The organism is Kangiella taiwanensis (genome assembly GCF_020005165.1).
Lineage (GTDB): Bacteria > Pseudomonadota > Gammaproteobacteria > Enterobacterales > Kangiellaceae > Kangiella > Kangiella taiwanensis.
The window spans coordinates 13,851-32,071 of sequence record NZ_JAHCLT010000002.1; the positions used below are offsets into that span (position 1 = coordinate 13,851).

12 protein-coding genes are annotated in these 18,221 nt (G+C 44.0%); 3 read left to right on the plus strand and 9 right to left on the minus strand.

Going from position 1 to position 18,221, the window contains the following annotated elements; translation table 11 throughout:
- Window positions 1–8: 8 nt before the first annotated feature.
- From KFK88_RS05610 to ppnN, 3 genes are all read left to right on the plus strand, one after another.
- Complete coding sequence (locus tag KFK88_RS05610) at window positions 9–1,328, plus strand: sigma-54-dependent transcriptional regulator (RefSeq protein ID WP_223577691.1); 1,320 nt, start codon at window positions 9–11, stop codon at window positions 1,326–1,328.
- A gap of 112 nt (window positions 1,329–1,440) precedes the next feature.
- Window positions 1,441–1,947 (plus strand): GspH/FimT family pseudopilin, encoded by a 507-nt coding sequence (locus KFK88_RS05615; protein ID WP_223577692.1) that lies wholly within the window; start codon window positions 1,441–1,443, stop codon window positions 1,945–1,947.
- Between the two features lie 104 nt (window positions 1,948–2,051).
- The gene (gene ppnN, locus KFK88_RS05620) at window positions 2,052–3,437 is read left to right on the plus strand and encodes a nucleotide 5'-monophosphate nucleosidase PpnN (protein WP_223577693.1); all 1,386 of its coding nucleotides are present in this window, start codon (window positions 2,052–2,054) and stop codon (window positions 3,435–3,437) included.
- 9 nt (window positions 3,438–3,446) lie between these two features.
- Here ppnN and KFK88_RS05625 read toward each other — a convergent pair whose 3' ends face one another.
- The 9 genes from KFK88_RS05625 to KFK88_RS05665 form a co-directional block, all read right to left on the minus strand.
- Window positions 3,447–4,007: a CAP domain-containing protein gene (locus tag KFK88_RS05625; RefSeq protein WP_223577694.1), complete on the minus strand. Its 561-nt coding sequence runs from the start codon at window positions 4,005–4,007 to the stop codon at window positions 3,447–3,449.
- On the minus strand, window positions 3,976–5,130 hold the full coding sequence (locus KFK88_RS05630) for a mechanosensitive ion channel family protein (RefSeq protein WP_223577695.1): 1,155 nt from the start codon (window positions 5,128–5,130) through the stop codon (window positions 3,976–3,978). The genes KFK88_RS05625 and KFK88_RS05630 overlap by 32 nt, the downstream gene beginning before the upstream one ends.
- A gap of 115 nt (window positions 5,131–5,245) precedes the next feature.
- A complete protein-coding gene (gene secF / locus KFK88_RS05635) occupies window positions 5,246–6,184 on the minus strand; it encodes a protein translocase subunit SecF (RefSeq protein ID WP_223577696.1) in 939 nt (312 codons plus the stop codon).
- Window positions 6,185–6,197: 13 nt separating this feature from the next.
- Entirely contained in the window at window positions 6,198–8,126 is a 1,929-nt protein-coding gene (gene secD, locus KFK88_RS05640; RefSeq protein ID WP_223577697.1) for a protein translocase subunit SecD, read from the minus strand.
- A 67-nt stretch (window positions 8,127–8,193) separates the two neighbouring features.
- Window positions 8,194–8,517, minus strand: a complete 324-nt coding sequence (yajC, locus tag KFK88_RS05645) for a preprotein translocase subunit YajC (protein ID WP_223577698.1) — start codon at window positions 8,515–8,517, stop codon at window positions 8,194–8,196.
- 44 nt (window positions 8,518–8,561) lie between these two features.
- A complete protein-coding gene (gene tgt, locus KFK88_RS05650) occupies window positions 8,562–9,674 on the minus strand; it encodes a tRNA guanosine(34) transglycosylase Tgt (protein WP_223577699.1) in 1,113 nt (370 codons plus the stop codon).
- A 17-nt stretch (window positions 9,675–9,691) separates the two neighbouring features.
- Entirely contained in the window at window positions 9,692–10,780 is a 1,089-nt protein-coding gene (gene queA / locus KFK88_RS05655; protein ID WP_223577700.1) for a tRNA preQ1(34) S-adenosylmethionine ribosyltransferase-isomerase QueA, read from the minus strand.
- Between the two features lie 91 nt (window positions 10,781–10,871).
- The gene (gene pbpC, locus KFK88_RS05660; protein WP_223577701.1) at window positions 10,872–13,247 is read right to left on the minus strand and encodes a penicillin-binding protein 1C; all 2,376 of its coding nucleotides are present in this window, start codon (window positions 13,245–13,247) and stop codon (window positions 10,872–10,874) included.
- A gap of 27 nt (window positions 13,248–13,274) precedes the next feature.
- The gene (locus KFK88_RS05665; RefSeq protein ID WP_223577702.1) at window positions 13,275–18,194 is read right to left on the minus strand and encodes an alpha-2-macroglobulin family protein; all 4,920 of its coding nucleotides are present in this window, start codon (window positions 18,192–18,194) and stop codon (window positions 13,275–13,277) included.
- Between the last annotated feature and the right edge of the window lie 27 nt (window positions 18,195–18,221).

Here is an 18,221-nt window from a genome sequence, read left to right on the forward strand (position 1 = left end):
GGATTGTTATGAGCGAGACCAAACCAAAGGTAATCCTAATAGATGATGAAGCCGACATTCGTCATCTTTTGACAATGACCTTGATACAGATGAAGCTAGACGTGGTTAGCTGCAAAGACTTAGCTGAAGCCAAGAAAGCCTTAAAAGAAGAGCCTTTTGACTTTTGTTTAACCGATTTAAGACTACCTGATGGTAATGGATTGGAGATGGTAAGTTACTGCAAAAAACATTACCCAGAGATGCCGATTGCGGTTATTACTGCGTATAGCAGCACGGAAAAAGCCATTGAAGCAATGAAGCTTGGAGCCTTTGATTTTTTATCCAAGCCGATTGATTTAAATCATCTTAGGCAACTCCTGAAGCATGCTTTTAAATTCAATCAAAAACGTCAAGAGCCACAAAAGGACACCGTATATAAAGTACTAGCGGGTAATGACAAGCATGCTGAGAACTTAAGACAGAAGCTAAATAAAGTTAAAGGCTCACAAGCGCCAGTAGTCATTATTGGCGACCCAGGTACTGAAAAAGAAGCGTTGGCAAAAATCATTCACCAACAGAGCTCCCGAGCTGATAGCCCACTGGTTTATCTAGACTTTGAAGCCCATCCCCTTGAGGACCAAGAGGATGTTGTGTTTCTTAATTCAGACACTAGGACATCCTATTTAAGCCAAGCAGATCAAGGTACCTTAGTCATCAGCAACTTGCACTTGCTAAGCTTCCCTTTGCAAAAACGATTACTGCAACTAATAGAAGATAAAAGCTTTATCGCGGACGACCAGACAGAGCCGACACAACTGGATATTCGAATCATTGTTTGTAGCGAGGTCCATCTAAGTGAGCTGGTTGAAAAAGGTTTATTACGTGAAGATCTGTACTTCCGAATTAATGTCATCAACTTTACCATTCCACCATTGAGGGAGCGTGAAGAAGCCTTTTCAGCAATTATTGGCTCCTATCTTGAGGACTTTAAAACAGGAAAATCACTTAGCCCAGATGCTTTAGAAAAGCTATCCCGACACACGTTCCCATATAATTATAGAGAAATGGAGAATATTCTTTTTAAAGCCACCACTCTAGCGACTCATGACTCCATCCAACCAGATGACATCATTTTGATGGATACCAATAAAAGTACAAAAGCACACCATGATATTGAAGCAGCTGGGCGCGGTGATAAAGCACTCGATCAGTACCTCGAAGAAATCGAGAAACAAGAAATAGAGAAAGCTCTTGAGCAAACACGATGGAACCGTACTGAAGCAGCGAGGCTACTTAAAATAAGCTTCAGAACCATTCGCTATAAAATGAAAAAGCTTGGTATCCAATAAACCCAGGCATCATCAGAGATATCATACAAAAGTATAGGTAATTACTTAAAGACAGGCCTTTCACTTTTCTTTAATTTAGCCACTTCATAAATCACAGGAAAAGGAATTCAAAGTGATCAAAGGCTTTACACTACCCGAAGTTTTAGTTTCAGTCGCCATCGTATCAATCATCGGATTAATAGCTACGCCACCTATCAGCTACATGCTAGAAAAAAGCAGCGTTGAAAGCGATGTATTTACCATTAAAAATGTTATTGAAACAACCAGAACTAAAGCCATTAGCAGTAATCGTTTTTTCATTATTTGTGGCTTTTCTCCTGAAGATGACTGCTCCAGAGACTGGAGTGAGTTAAGGGTGCTTGAGCGCTCAACTAGAAATACTCATTACCAGACCGAACTTAAGGCAGAGTATGAATCTGTCACATGGGCGGCATTCCAGAACAAGGCAGGCCTAACCATCGCTCCTACCGGCTACACACATCATCAAAATGGCAGTCTGTACCTTTGCCATCGTCGTGACGGAAGGCTCCATCGCGCCCTTGTGGTCAGTAAATCAGGCAGGGTGACGACAATCCAGCATTCTAGTAAGTTAGATGAAAGATGTTCAGTAAAGTCTTAGCGGTATGACATAAACCTTTAATACTAAAGCTATTGCGTGCCCTCATTGATTACTCTAGAGTATGAGTAGAGATAATAAATACGCAAAATTACTATAATACGAAAATGAAGCATATAGACATAGAGATCACTGCAGAATCAGGACTAGAACTACTCACCAACGATGAAATCGCAAGATTGAGCGAGCATTCAAAAGGCGGTGAGCATGAGCTTTTTAAAAAGTGCGTGTTGGCAGTCTTAAACAGCACACAAATCACTGATGAGATTAGCTTCCATAACGAGCAGCTAAAACATTTCGATGTTGAAGTGTTACAGCTCAATAAAGGAGTAAAGCTCAAAATCAAAAACGCGCCAACTACAGCACTAGTTGACGGTTTCATGATACAAGGGCTCAAAGAGCAAGTCTTTAGTGTGCTTAGAGATATTGTTTTTCTTAAACAAGAATTAGAGTCGAACTCGAGAATTGATTTTAACTCGAGTAATGGCTGTACAAACGCCATATTCCATATTCTAAGGAACGCGAAAGCGCTAAGACCGGGCTGCGATCCCAACATGGTCGTTTGCTGGGGAGGACACGCAATTCCGGAGTTCGAATATCAATACACAAAAGAAGTTGGTTATCGTTTAGGACTAAGGGGCTTCGATATCATCACGGGTTGCGGTATTGGTGCTATGAAGGGGCCAATGAAAGGCGCTTTAATTGGGCACTCTAAGCAGCGTATTAATAATGGACGATACATTGGAATTACTGAACCTGGAATTATCGCTGCAGAATCACCTAATCCGATAGTCAATGAACTGATCATTATGCCGGATATCGAAAAACGTTTAGAAGCCTTCGTAAGGCTTGGACACAGTTTTGTCGTTTTTCCTGGCGGCGTTGGGACCGCGGAAGAGATATTGTACATCCTAGGCATTTTGCTTCACCCGGAGAACAAGAACACCCCCTTCCCTCTTATTTTTACAGGACCAAAAGAATCGGCATCCTACTTCGAACATATTGACCGCTTTATCGGTGATACTTTGGGGCAAGAGGCACAGTCTAAGTACCAGATCATCATTGATGATCCTGTAGCAGTTGCACGCACCATTCAAAAGGGTATTGCAGAAGTTAGAGAATACCGTAAGAGAATGCATGATGCTTATCACTTTAACTGGCAGCTCGAAATTCTATGGGATTTCCAAGAAGAGTTCGTGCCCACTCATGAAAATATGAGCGCGTTAGACTTGAGTTCGGATCAACCTCTTCACTTGCTTGCAGCAAACTTGCGAAAAGCCTTTTCGGGTATCGTTTCTGGTAACGTTAAAGAAAAAGGTATTGAAGAAGTTCGAAAACACGGTCCTTATCAAATCACTGGTGATAGCCATATCATGGATCAATTAGATGCGCTGCTTGAAGCCTTTGTGACGCAAAAGCGTATGAAGCTCAACGCCGAAAATTACGTTCCTTGCTATCAGGTGTCCAAGCCAGCCAAAGAAAAAAAAGCTTAGTAACGCTACTTATTCCGTACCATTCTCGGGTTCAGCTCGGCTCGCAATATACACTACCCAATAATCGACGTGCGGGCTGTTCCAGTTATAAGCGTAACCAACACCTATCTCGTCTTGCTCCAAGAAAAATGAATGTTCTCCAAACAGATGAACTCTATGCTGATATGAGTTTTTAAATTTAGACAAGATGTCTTCGGCTCGTGAGCTACCACCTTGAACAGCTTCAACATGATTTCCCTCCAAACCAACACCTTCAGGTAACTTCAAATTGTAGCCACCTTCAATTAATCGTTGGTCAGGGTATCCTCCAACACCGTGATGACTTACCTCACCAGCCTCCGCCATTTCTTCAGCTTTCTGCTGCGCAATACTGGTCAGCTTTTGATTGCACGACAGTGAGCTTCTTAGCTGGTCAGGATCTTCCTTTACCAACTTTGCCAGTAACTGTGCTTTTTTATTTTCACCACAAGCGCTAAGGGCCGTTAACTCCGACTCTTCAAAAGACTTATCTGCGTGAGCAGCCCAAGTAACTACTAGGCTAACTAGGGCTATTAGGCCATTCTTTAACATACAAATCCTGCTTGCTGTAAGGTATCTCTATACCCTTCTCATTAAATAACTTATGAATTTTCATAATAAGCCGATGCGAGATTAGCCCTTTCTGTTCCGGTCGCTCGATCCATGCCATAAACTGTAGATCAATACTCGAACCACCGAAACTTCTAAAGCGTACTCTTGGCTCTGGACTAGAGCACAAATCAGCGTTGTCTTCAGCCATCTCCATTAAGACATCATGGACTTGTTCAAGGTCACTATCATAAGACACGCCCACATTAATTCGGATTCGAGTTTTTTCCCAGGGGCCACCACTTTCGTTAACAATTTTAGCATTACCCATAACCGAATTCGGTATGGTTACTTCAACATCGTCACGCGTTAATAATCGAGTACTTCTTATGCCAACATGAGTCACGCGACCACGTTCTCCAGTATCCAGAATAATGTAGTCGCCTAACTTATAAGGCGAATCGGCAACAATAAAGAAGCCTGAAAATAAGTTTGCCAGGGTATCTTTAGCCGCAAAACCCACTGCGATACCAACAATACCTGCCGATGCTAGCCAAGCAGTAGGATTAATACCCCACGACAAAATGAGAATATACAGTCCCGCACCGACAATTAAGATCTTAGTGGTGATATCGAGAATCGGTATGGTTCGTTCTTCAATGAACTTAAATCGTTTTTTGTTATGTGAAAACGCTTCTAGAGTCAGACGCGTTATTTTCAGCACTTTTACCATCAGTGAGATAATAAGCAAGGTCACCACAAAGCGCTTTAAGAAGGTATCAATACCTGAAGCAAACTGTAGCGCTTCAATCGCCAATAACAACGATAGATAGAAAATAAGAGAGTATAAACCTTTTGCTAAGACCTTCAGCAATTGGTCATCAAAATCACCTTTTGTTTTGCTTGCCAGCTTGCCGAGACTACTTCTAAAGAGCCATTGCGCAAGTTTTGCAATGATTGTACCCGTGGCAATCACCGCGGCGGCAAGCAGCCAAGGGTTGGATTCTAAGCTTTGCCAAAGAGGTGCAACTGCATCCGGAAGGTTAGACTTAATATCACTGAACATTTCTTCAGCAACTTTACTGCTGGTATCTACAGACTCATTTTTGGAACCCTCGTCGGCCATTGCTACCTCTGTAATAAAAAACGGCTTAGAATTTTATTCTAAGCCGTTTAAGGAAAATATCAAATTTTCTAATAACTTAGCGTCTTATACTTCTAGCTAAGTTACCGTAAAGATACTAAGGCATATCGAACTCTTCGCCTTCTTTCTCTACTTCTGGTGGCATCAAGTCTTCTTTCTTCACGCCTAACAACAAAGCCACTGGGCTTGCTACATAGATAGAAGAGTAAGTACCAATGAAAACACCAACAATTAAGGCTTCCGCGAACGAATGGATCGTTTGCCCACCGTAAAAGAATAACGCCAGCAATACCAACAAGGTGGTAATCGACGTCATTAAGGTGCGAGACAAGGTCTGATTCAATGAAGTATTAACAACTTCCTCTGAGCTACCCTTACGCATTCTTAAGAAGTTCTCACGAATACGGTCAAAAACAACAATGGTATCGTTAAGAGAGTAACCAATCACGGCAAGTAACGCCGCTAGAACAGTTAAGTCAAACTCTACTGCTGTTATTGAGAAGAAGCCAACAATGATGATGACATCGTGAGCCAAGGCAAAAACAGAACCTACGGCAAACTTCCACTCAAAGCGTAACGCAACATAAATCATGATACAGATTAAGGCAACAATCATCGCTAAGCCGCCCTTCTCTTTAAGTTCTTCACCAATCACAGGACCGACAAAAGATTGATCTCGCTTGGTTACGCTAGCACCTTCAGAACGCAATGCAGATAGTACCTCATCACCTACTTTAGCATTCTCAATATGCTCTTGTTGTGGCATTCTGATTTGAACGATTTTTGCTGAACCAAAGTTTTGCACAACCGCGCCATTGATCTCAATCGCCTCTAATTGGTCATGAATCTTAGGGATATCAGCATCCTGTTCATAGCCCACTTCAATCAAAGTACCGCCTGTAAAATCCAGACCGTAATTAAGACCTTTTGTAAAGAATGAGGTTACAGAACCGACGATTAACAATATCGATAACACCATTGCGAACTTACGCAATTTCAAGAAATCAATATTGGTCTCTTTATTTAATATTTGCATAATTCACCTCTACCTATATTGATAACTTTTTGACGGTTCTGCCACCGTACATCAAGTTAACAATACCCCTGCTAACAAAGATGGCCGTGAACATAGAAGTCAAAATACCAATAAACAATGTGATAGCGAAACCTTTCACAGGACCTGTACCAATTGCGAATAAAATAATCGCTGCAATCGCCGTTGTTATGTTGGCATCAGCAATGGTCGATACTGCATGCCCATAACCTTTATCAATAGCCTGAGCTGGACGCGAGCCACTGCGTAACTCTTCACGGATACGCTCAAAAATCAAGACGTTCGCATCAACTGCCATACCGACAGTTAGAACGATACCCGCGATACCTGGTAAGGTTAAGGTGGCCCCCATCAGAGACATCACACAAACAATCATGACTAAGTTTAACGTTAACGCCACATTGGCAACCAAACCAAATAGCTTGTAATAAACCAGCATGAAGCCTAGAACTAAGGCAAAACCAATAATAACTGACGTGACACCCTTCTGGATGTTTTCTTCGCCGAGTGTTGCACCAATGGTACGCTCTTCAACAATAAACGTTGGAGCAATTAAAGCACCTGAACGTAATTTACGCGCAAGATCGCGAGTTTCAGCCTCAGTGAAGCGACCAGTGATTTGGAAACGACTACCAAATGGACCGTTAATGTTCGGAGCACTGATTAAACGCTCTTCAAGCTCAGAACCCACAAGAACACGCTTACCATCTTTGATATCGAAAATTGGACGTGACTCTTTAAGGATCATGGCAAGTTGGTTATTGACGTTAGCAGTGGTTGTACGAGTCATCTTAGAACCACCTTCGCCATCCAAACGAACCGATACAATCGGCTCATTTGTCTGAGGGTCATAGCTAGCTGTCGCATTCGTTAAGTGCTCACCAGCAACCTCAACTTCATCAAATACCACTATTGGCCCATATTCTGATTCAAATAACTTACTTCCGGGTGGCACTCTACCATTCTGTGCAGACACAACATCTGCCTCATGGTCAACCAGTCGGAACTCCAAACTAGCAGTCGCACCTAGGATTTGCTTTGCGAGAGCTGAGTCTTGAACACCAGGAAGTTGAACCACGATACGGTCTGCACCCTGACGCTGGATCAACGGCTCAGCAACGCCTAATGAGTTAACACGAGAGCTTAAAATGACTCGGTTTTGGTCGATTGCGTGATCTTTGATTTCTTGTAATTTTTGCTGATTCAAAGTACCGCGAATAATAGGACGACCGCCCTTTTCAGAAAGCTGTAAATCGATACGGCCAGTGTGCTCTTTAAATAAGGCTTCATAGGCTCGCTCAGCATCTTCCTGATTTCTAAAACTCAACAACATGCCGTTTTCTATTGGCTCAACTCGACCTCTTATCGATGGCTCTTGATCAGTTAAGGTATCAATAAAGTCACGACGTAGCTGATCTTGCTGGCGTTTCAATGCCTGCTCCATGTCCACTTGCATTAAGAAGTGGATACCGCCACGCAAATCAAGACCTAGCTTCATCGGCTCACCACCAAGGTTTGCTAACCACTCAGGTGTGGCTGGTGCTAAGTTCAATGCAGTCACATAGTTTTGATTTTCTAGCGTAGGGTTTAGCACATCGTTAGCTAGCTCTCGTGCTTTTAACTGATCAGCATCTTTTTTAAAACGAGCGATAATTTGCTTTACGCCTTCTTCGCCAATCGCCGAAGGTTTGACACTGACTGGCTCTACACCATTAGCTTCCCAGGATGACTCGATCTCATCCAGCTGCTGCTGGGTTATCATCGCATCGCGTAAACCAGATAGCTGAACGGCTGGATCTTTACCGAAGATGTTGGGTGCTGCATATAAAAATGCTAACGATAGCACGATAACAATCAACACATACTTCCACTTTGGATAGGTGTTGATTGGTAGTTGTTGTTGATTTGGTTGGTTGACGAACATAATTTTGCCTATTGTTATGAAGCTCTTATAAATACAACAAAGCCCGACTCTAGCCGGGCTTTAGGTATTAATCTTCAATAGATTTTATAGTGCCTTTTGGCAAAGTTTGTGCAATTGAAGCTTTTTGGAACTTAATTTCCATGCCTTCTGACAAACTTAATACAACATAGTCATCTTTAATTTTGCTAACTTTTCCGATGATACCGCCAGTTGTCATAACTTCGTCGCCTTTTTCTAAGCCGCCCATCATTTCTTTGTGCTGCTTCATTTTTTTCTGTTGTGGACGAATCATCATGAAATACATGATCAAGATTAATGGCACGAACATAACCAAGAAGCTCATTAAACCGCCACCTTGAGGCGCTGCGCCACCTGCTGTTGCTAATAACATTTATTGTTACCTCTAATTAATTAAAACAACTAAAAATCAAAATGTTACAGTTCAGGGACGTCTTTACCCTGAGCTGCGTAAAATTCGTTTACAAAGTCGGACAATGTACCTGTTTCAATCGCCTTTCGCAATCCATCCATCAGATCTTGGTAGTAATGAAGATTATGGATGGTATTCAGTTTTGCACCCAGCATTTCGTTACATTTATCTAAGTGGTGCAAATAGGCTCTACTATAATTCTTACAGGTATAACACTCGCATGCATCATCCAGCGGGCCTGTGAATGTTTTATTGTGGCTATTTCGGAGTTTTACAACCCCTTTACGTGTAAAAAGGTGTCCATTTCGAGCGTTTCGAGTCGGCATGACGCAATCAAACATGTCCACCCCACGTCGAACAGCCTCAACAATATCTTCGGGCTTGCCGACCCCCATCAAATATCTCGGTTTATCATCGGGCATTTCCGGAGTTATATGATTCAAAACCTTCAACATTTCATCTTTGGGCTCACCCACCGATAAGCCACCAATCGCATAGCCGTCATACCCTATTGCTGTTAAGCCTTCTAACGACTCTTTGCGCAAATGTGGATACATACCACCTTGGACAATTCCAAATAGCGCCGCATCATTACCCTCATGAGCATCTTTGCTGCGTTTCGCCCAGCGCAATGATAACTCCATAGACTCACGCGCTTCGGCTTCAGTTGCTGGGTATGGCGTACATTCGTCAAAGATCATCACGATATCAGAGCCCAGTTTACGCTGGACTTCCATCGCTTCTTCAGGACCTAAAAACACCTTAGAGCCATTGACGGGTGAACGAAACTCCACACCCTTCTCCGTAATTTTGCGTAGTTTTCCTAGGCTAAACACCTGAAAGCCGCCGGAATCCGTCAAGATAGGTTTGTCCCAGTGCATGAAGTCATGCAAATCCCCGTGCTGCTCAATAATATCAGTTCCAGGACGTAACATAAGATGAAACGTATTGCCCAAAATGATTTCAGCGCCCAAGTCTTTGATTTCTTCGGGTGTTAAGCCCTTTACGGTGCCGTAAGTTCCCACAGGCATAAAGGCTGGTGTTTGGATAGTACCGCGCTCGAACGTCAGTTGACCTCTACGAGCCTGACCATCCGTTTTATTCAATTCAAACTTCATAACTTAAAATACCTTGGCTACTTCTCTAGGCTACTCTTAATGAATGACTCTTTTTCAGTTAAAGATTCAGGGTGCTGTCCCGTAAAGGGTCGCGTAATAAACATCGAGTCACCGTAACTAAAAAACCGATATTTGTCGCTAACAGCTTCATTATAGGCGTTTAATATGTGCTTTTTACTGGCAAATGCACTAACCAGCATCATGAGTGTTGATTCCGGCAAATGAAAATTGGTTATCAAGGCATCAACCGAGCGAAATATATAGCCTGGGTAGATAAAAATATCAGTTTCGCCTGAGCCTGCTTTAATCTCACCGTTTAATGATGCAGACTCTAAACAGCGTACAGAAGTCGTGCCCACCGCGATCACTCTACCGCCTTTGGCTTGAGTCGCTTTAACTTTGTCGACGACATCTTGATTGAGCTCATACCACTCAGAATGCATTTTGTGCTCTTCCACGTTATCAACACGCACAGGTGAAAAGGTTCCAGCACCAACGTGTAGAGTAACAAAAGCCGTCTCAACGCCCTTCTCAGCAATCTTTGCCAGCAACTCATCATCAAAGTGTAGACCTGCCGTAGGCGCAGCTACAGCGCCCTCTACTTTGCTATAAACGGTCTGGTAGCGCTCCTTATCTGAAAGCTCATCCTCGCGGTCAATATAGGGTGGAAGCGGCATGTGGCCAACAGCCTGCATCACGCTATGCCAATCATTGGTCAGCAACTTTAATTCGTACAAAGCACCGTCTTTACTTAACACTTCAAGTTCTGAGCCGTCTTCAAGTACCAAACGAGCACCCGGCTTGGGACTACGATTCGCTCGAACGTGTGCAATCGCTTCAAGATCCGACTCCACTCGCTCAATAAGGATTTCTACTTGTCCACCGCTGGCCTTTTTGCCAAAAAGACGTGCAGGTAATACTCGAGTATTGTTAAAAACCAATAAATCATTTGGTTCAAGGAAATCAACCAGTTGATAAAAGTGACTGTGATTAACCTCACCTGTTTCGCCATTAAGGCGTAACAAGCGGCTCGCCGTACGCTGTTCAGTAGGATAACGAGCGATAAGCTCGTCGGGTAAATCGAAGTGAAAATCTTTTAATTGCATGAGGTACTGACCTTACGGGGTCATGAAAAAATATGCGCCTAGTTTATCGGCTCATCCCCAAAACGCAAGCATTTGCGCCATTTTGAGGGACCTACTTTGCGACTGAAAAGCTAATCTCCGAAAAGGCTCCAGTCTCATCGATGAGGATGAGCTCATACTGACCTTGGTTTAAATCTTTCAATGCGATTCGATGATAAGTTTGCAGCGAGGGCTCCAGAAGATGACCATTTAAAAACCAATGCAGCTGACCTGTCGCTCCTTCGGCCCATAGTTGTACTTCGGGCAAACTATCCTGTTGTGGCTCTGCATACAATGTTGAATCCTGGTCAATACCTTTAATGCGCGGTTTATTGAGGCTGACACGACTGTCGCAACCAGCAGCATATTTCGGAAGAATGCTATCACTACGGTATGGTTTTGCAATCCAAGGCTCCAAGCTTTTTGGCCATAAAGCGAACTCTCTATGCTCCACTTCCCCATCAAAGCATTGCGCGTTGACTCGTAGCCCTGTCTCAGCATCCACCTGCACTTTGAACAGCCCATGACTCCACTCACTCGACAGAGGATCGGTAAATGTCGCAGGAGCCGTATCATCGACTAAGTAGGCGCTACGTTGTTTGTGGCAACTAGCTTTCGACTGTAGCGAGGCGAGCGTTCCTAATGGCCAACAAATAGTAGCGGTTGTCACCGAACCAGGTTTATTAATCGGTTCAATCCATTCTTGTGGCAGTGTGTTCATGATGCGTTGCAACAAAGGTACTGCAGTGGTACGGCCGCTATTATTCACACTGAAAGAACCATCGGGCATTCCGACCCAGACACCGATAGTAACTTTTGCGTTGGACGCCAAGACCCACGCGTCCCGCGAGCCGTAACTGGTACCTGTTTTGTACGCGATAGGCGTATTGGCAGAAAAGTAACGATGACTGATTTGGTTATTCAGCGGAACTTGCCACAATACCTGCTGCACAATCCAGCTCGACTGCTGACTTAATAAAGGAAGTTGTAGCCGTGGCTCTGCTTCCGATAACCTCAGTTTGGTCGCGACACCATCATTACCCAATGATGAAAACACGCCAACCAGCTGCTGTAAACTCGCGCCACCACCACCGAGAGCCAAGCTTAAATTTGGTGAAGCGGTTTCCGGTAACGACAGCTTTAAGCCAGCATTAGTCAGTTTGCTATAAAAGTACTCGGGTGAGACTTCGTTTAAGACTTGCACGGCTGGCATATTGAGCGAGCGCCCTAGTGCTTGTGAAACACTAACCGCGCCATTGAAGTTTTCGCTGAAATTTCTTGGCTTATAACCATCAAATGACTGCGGCACATCAAACAGCAAAGACTCTGAGTGGATCAGTCCACGATCCAACCCAAGACCATAAATAAAGGGTTTTAGCGTCGAGCCAGGTGATCGAATGGCTTGCGTCATATCGACATAGCCAGCACGTTGTTCATTACCAAAGTCAGCACTGCCGATATACACCAGCGGCATAGAGGTATCATTGTCCATAACGATCACAGCCGCTGACATTCCTTCTTCTTTGCCTTGGATATAGTCAGACACCGTCCAATCAATCTCCGTTTGCAAAGTGCGGTCGATGGACGTTTGAATTAACCGTTCCTTAGGGTAGCGCTGAATAAGCTCACGGGCCAATAAAGGTGCCAGTATCGGTTGCGTATAATACTCAGCCCAAACATCTTCTTGCTTGATGTCATTAACCTGTGCTTTTGACCAAACACCAAACTCTGCTAACCTATCCAGTAATTTGTTACGTTGCTCTTTGGCCCGTTCTGGATGTAAATCAGGGCGATTCCATGATGGCGCTTGTGGTAATACCGCTAACAAAGCAGCTTCTGATGCCGTTAGATCTTTCGAGGACTTTCCAAGGTAGGTAAAACTCGCTGCCTCAACCCCCTCAATCGTGCCGCCAAACGGGGCGTAATTTAGATAGTAAGTCAGAATATCATCTTTAGAGTAATGCCACTCCAACTGTAAGGCGCGAAACATTTGCTGTAACTTGCCGCTTACACTTTTGTCGTGTGGCTCCAGAATTCGAGCCACTTGCATGGTTAGAGTTGAGGCGCCCGATATCACTTCTCCATGATAGGCAGCCTGTCCAACGGCCCTTATGAGCGCAATAGGGTTCACTCCCGGGTGTTGATAAAAATACTGATCTTCATAATTAATTAATGCCTCGAGATACAGCGGCGAAACCTGATCTATAGTCACCGGATAACGCCAAACGCCCTGCTTATCTGGAAAGGCTCGCAGTGGTTTCCCGTTAGCATCAACGACTAGCTGAGCGAAACTGCGTTTGTCGAACTGGTCTATGGGTAATGGATACACTTTATCCAGTATCCAAAACGCTATGAAACAAACGATAAATAAAGCCAGCAAGCGCTTTAGGTTCTTAAACCAAAAGCGCTTTGAGTTCTTTTTCTTTACCGGTTTCTTTGTGCTAGCCACTAAAGCCTCTTTCATCAGCTACAACAATTACTGAGACGGCTTACTGATCGTGATCGCTTTTTCAGGCTGGCTAATGCCTCGAATTTCAGGACGGTACATATCTTCAACAAAGCTTGACGGCACCGTGTAATCACCCGGCGTAACCGCTCTGACCATATAAAAGACATGCGCCGCTTGATAGCTTCGTAACTCCAAAGCCGCCATAAAGCGATCGCCCCAAAACTCTTGATGTGCAATCTTCGTGTTTTCGGTTAACTCTTTGATCGTTTTGCCATCAATTTTGATCTCATCAATTTTAAACGAATGCTCAAGATTTTGGTTCTCAAGCTCAAGTCCAGCAGGTAACAAATCAATTAACATTGCATTGCGTAACTTGTTATGCCTTTTAGCTAGATTAATCGACACACCAACAATCACTCGGTCACCGGCATTCAGTTGCTGAATTAAAATCGGCTCACCCTGCAAGTTGAAGTAACGGCGTTCTATAGCAATATCATCAAACAAACCATCAGGAGCAGACTTCGGATAGCCTTGAACTTTGTAATCCACAAAAACGGTTTCTTGGCCTTTGTTCTTTAAGTTTAACGGTTGTTTAACAGATTGCGCTCTGTCCACACTGATATAGTCAGCACTCTGTTTAAACGACTCAGACTTATCACCTCGTGCGGCATCCAAGTTCAACTGCGCACTGGTATCGCTTAGGTTGTTAAGTTGATTAGCCAATAGCGCCAACGCACCCTTTTCTTGAGTCGATAGCCAGCTGCGGGATTCTAGTTCGCCTTTTAAGTCAAACACCAAGTCCAAACCATTAATATCTAAACTCTCAACCACTTGGCTTTGAAGACTCAGGTTTGCTACCTGACTCATATCACGGATAGGTGAACCGTAATCACCATAATACCAGTAACGATGATAAGTAAACTTGGTCGTAAACGCTTTGCCCCAAGCTAGTTTAGCACGGCGTTGATCACCCAGCTTTTCAAGAGCAAAAGCTAGATGAGCCAGTGGTAAAGAACGTTCTGCGTCTGAGGACTTTTTGTCAAATAAAGTTCGAACGTCCTGTAAATTAGCTCGACCAATTTTGGACAACACGTAAGCTGAGTACGAGCGGTAGGCCAATTCAAAATGCTCGCGGTCATCATAATAACCCCAGTCATTCGATCTAAAGGCGCTTGAGCGAACATAGCGCTGTAAACGTCGCACGGCGCGATTCAAGTTATCTTCAGGCACCTGATAACCTAACTGCTTCGCTGCGATTAAGAAGTCCGTAACGTAAGCTGTTAACCATGGCTCTTCTGGACTATCGTTTGACCAAAGCCCAAAACTGCCATCATAGCGCTGCATTGAAATCACGCGGCTAACTGCAGAGTCAATTAATTCTTGGCGGGAACTAAACAGCTTTTGCGCTCTACTTGTATCCAGCGATGTCAGATCAGACTGATCAGCATACAACCAAGGCCAGGCTCTTGATGTGGTTTGCTCTAAGCAACCGTAAGGATATTGCAACAACCCATCAATATAACTGCCGGCATCAAGTGGTGGCGTCGTAGACACTGACAGTACCGACTTTAAGCCAAAGTCATCATACAGGCTGGCAAAGTTTTGATTAACAGTAAAGTTGCTACCCGGCTTTATTGCCGCTTGCTTGCTAATGGTTGATGCTGCATAGGCTGGTCGCAAGCCGAGTGACCAGTTGCGCTCCATGTTTAAATCTTGGTTATCGCTTTCCACGGTTAGCGAAACCTGACCAGCACCCGTAAACTGAGATGCTTTGACGGGAAGTGAAACCAATGCCTTTTCTTTTGCTTCAAGGGCGAATGTTTTATTGACAGAGGTGCTGCCCAAAGCATCGTCTGACGACAGGTTAACCGTAAAGGTTTGTTTCGCGTCTTCCATGTTTTTAATATCAAATAACACTTCTGACTGGTCGCCCTTTGCCAAAAAGCGTGGCATTGATGCCTGTACTACCAGAGGAGCTGCAACCGTAGCCTTGGACTCAGCTGAGCCGTAACGCTTTTTGCTAAAGGCTACCGCCATCAAGCGTAACTCGCCATTAAAGTAAGGAAGATCAACGGATAGTGTCGCTTTGCCTTGGCTGTCTAGTTGCACTTTATCCTTAACAATCGATACGATTTGAACGTCAGACACAGGGGCATCACCTCCGCGGCTCAAATCAGCATCACCACCAAAGCGTTGTTGTGCTCGCTTGCCATCTACTAAGTCTACCAAGCTGCCATAATTATCTTTTAAGGCAGCCTCATAAGCCCTTTGCCCATAAAACCAATCCAACGGTTTAGGCGACTCGAAATTACTGATGCTCAGAACACCGCTATCAACCAGCGCCAAAGTGGCATAAACATCTTCACCGGACTGAATATTTTTCGCTTCAATATTAACTTCAACCGTTTGCTGCGGGCGCAATTTTTCTGCGTGGGAAACATCAAGCTGAAGTTTACGCGCCTCTCTATCTAGCGGTAAATGCATCACACCAAAAGCGCGTGCTGGCAAGCGTTTGCGGTCGATATCACCCGGCTTTAGCACCATCGCTGACACGTAAAGGTTGTGAGTCATCCACGACGCATCGATCGGGATACGAACTGTCGATTCAGCTGAATCTAGCTTCACAGCCCGCTTCCACAGCAGTTGATCACTTTCTACTGTAATCAAAGCCTGACCTGCATAAGGTGACTTAATATTTAACGCTAAATCGTCTCCAAGCGTTATAAAGTCTTGTTCCATCGACAAGCTCACCTGATCAGGTCGCTCGCCACTGTGTTCCGAATCATCTGACCAATACCAACCAGCAAAGAAATGATAGCGCGTCAGGAGCTGACTTTTATCATTACGCACTTCTACGCGATAGTTTCCGTATTCCAGAGGTAGCGATATTTTTTGACGCTCAGCCGAATTGAATTGAATCGTCTTAAAGTAAACAGGAACATTAGCGCCTGACGTTCGGTACTCCCAGCCACTACTTCCGTACTGCCAATAGCGACGGCTATCCTCACGAATTAGCGTCACATGATATTGCCGTCCCGAGATCAACTGCTCACCTTGTTTATCAACAGCAACTAGTTCCATTGAATTATTCTGATTCGGCTCAGCAAATTCACGCTCAGTCGTCCACAAGGGCCTCACACCAACCAGTTCATCATGCGGTAATGCAAACTGAACATGCCTGCGGGTAATCGGCCGACCACCACTTTCGTAAACATTGACACTGCTAAGTAAACGTATTGGAAATTGGCTTCCTGACCATTGATTCTTCAAAGAAAGCTCTGCATGTCCCTTCTCATCTAATGAGCCAGCTGGAACATCCACGATTTGATCAAAATCTCGGTATTTATTAGAGCCAAAATAAAATCCATCGTAGCCATCAAACGGATTTCTAGCGCTGGAAACAGTAACCGTTGCATCATAGCGGTTGCCACTGGCGGGTGCCCCGTACAGGTAGTCTGCTTGTACTTGTATTGCAGGAGTTTCCTTCGTGTTCAACGTAGCGGAATCATTTGCGCTCAGTTCTAACTTCAAACGCTCAGGCAAAAAATCTTCTACAGCTAACTCATAGTCAAAAACAGTCTTGTTGCCCAGGGTCGCTTCAAACGTCCACTTACCCCGCATAGCATCCGAAGGTAACTTAAAGTCAACCACGTAATACCCTGACTCATCACCTTTCCACTGCAAGGTTTTATACACTTTATTATCAGGACGTAAAATACGAACAGATACAGGTGTCGGCTCTAACCAGTTGGCTTGAGAATCACGCAAGATCCCTTGCATCCGCACGACTTCTCCTGGCCGATACAAGTTTCTTGGGCCATACAAAAACAACTCAATAGGATGTTGCTGGCGTTGAGTCAATTTAAACTCTGATAAATCCAGCTTGGGATTACTTAAACGAATCAAGTTGGTATTTTGGCCTTTAGTCGCCACCAAGAAGCGAGCGTTATTTAATTTGTCTGCATCGAACTCAGCAAAACCTTCATGATCACTAGTCTTTTCTTCAAGACGCTGGCCTTTATCATCTAACAGAGCCAACTTCACAGCCTGATAGGGCTGAGTGGATGGCAATTGATGAGTGAAGGTCACAAAAGTATCTTGATACTGTCTCGTATGGAGGCCAATGTCACTAATCACAAACCAGCTAAACTCATACTGATACGGATAATCATCCGCGGGACTCATGGTAACGGCGTAAACTCCGTTCTCCTCCAGAGCATCGATATCATTCAGTTGAATTTGGTGCGTTAGGCGTTGATTCTTTTTTGCATCAAAAGCAAAGCGACCGGTATGAACTAGATCGGCGATTTCTTTTAAGTTCTGAAGCTGATAGTAGTTACGGTAATGATTATTGGAAAAGAAACTATCGTAATGGCTTGGCTTTAATCGCCAAAATTTTAGATCCGCTTCATCAACATTGACAGCTTCGACAGGCAAAAATCCGCTATCTCTCAAGATAGTCGAACCCTGACTTAGAAAGCGCAGTTGTCGTTCGAGGGCCGTGGTTTTAACCTGTTCTTTGAAGCTGCGCTTTAACGTTTTACCATTATCCGCGCTCAGCTCACTCGAAAACTGAATACTGTAAACTTGCTCTGGTTGAACATAGGGGTAATAAAGCCGCAGCTGATCGTCACTAATGATCCATCCACCAGATTGTCTTTGACCTTCGACGTTAACTTGGATTAACTGCTCCAAATCTTGGTCGCGTTTTATGGGGCGAGTAAAATTGATCTGTAATGCTGGTGCATCATCATAACTTCCTTGATACACACTCAACACATTGAAAGGTGTTAGTTCATCATGCTCCGTTTCTACACTTCCCTCAATATTTTGCCCAGATGATTGTTTCTTAGCGCCCGTTGTACTGGAGTCCTCATCGCCACTACAACCCACTATAAACAACATTAAAACAATGCTAACCAACAACGAACGCAAATGATAAGACATGGTACTCCCCTGTAACGATTTCTATTA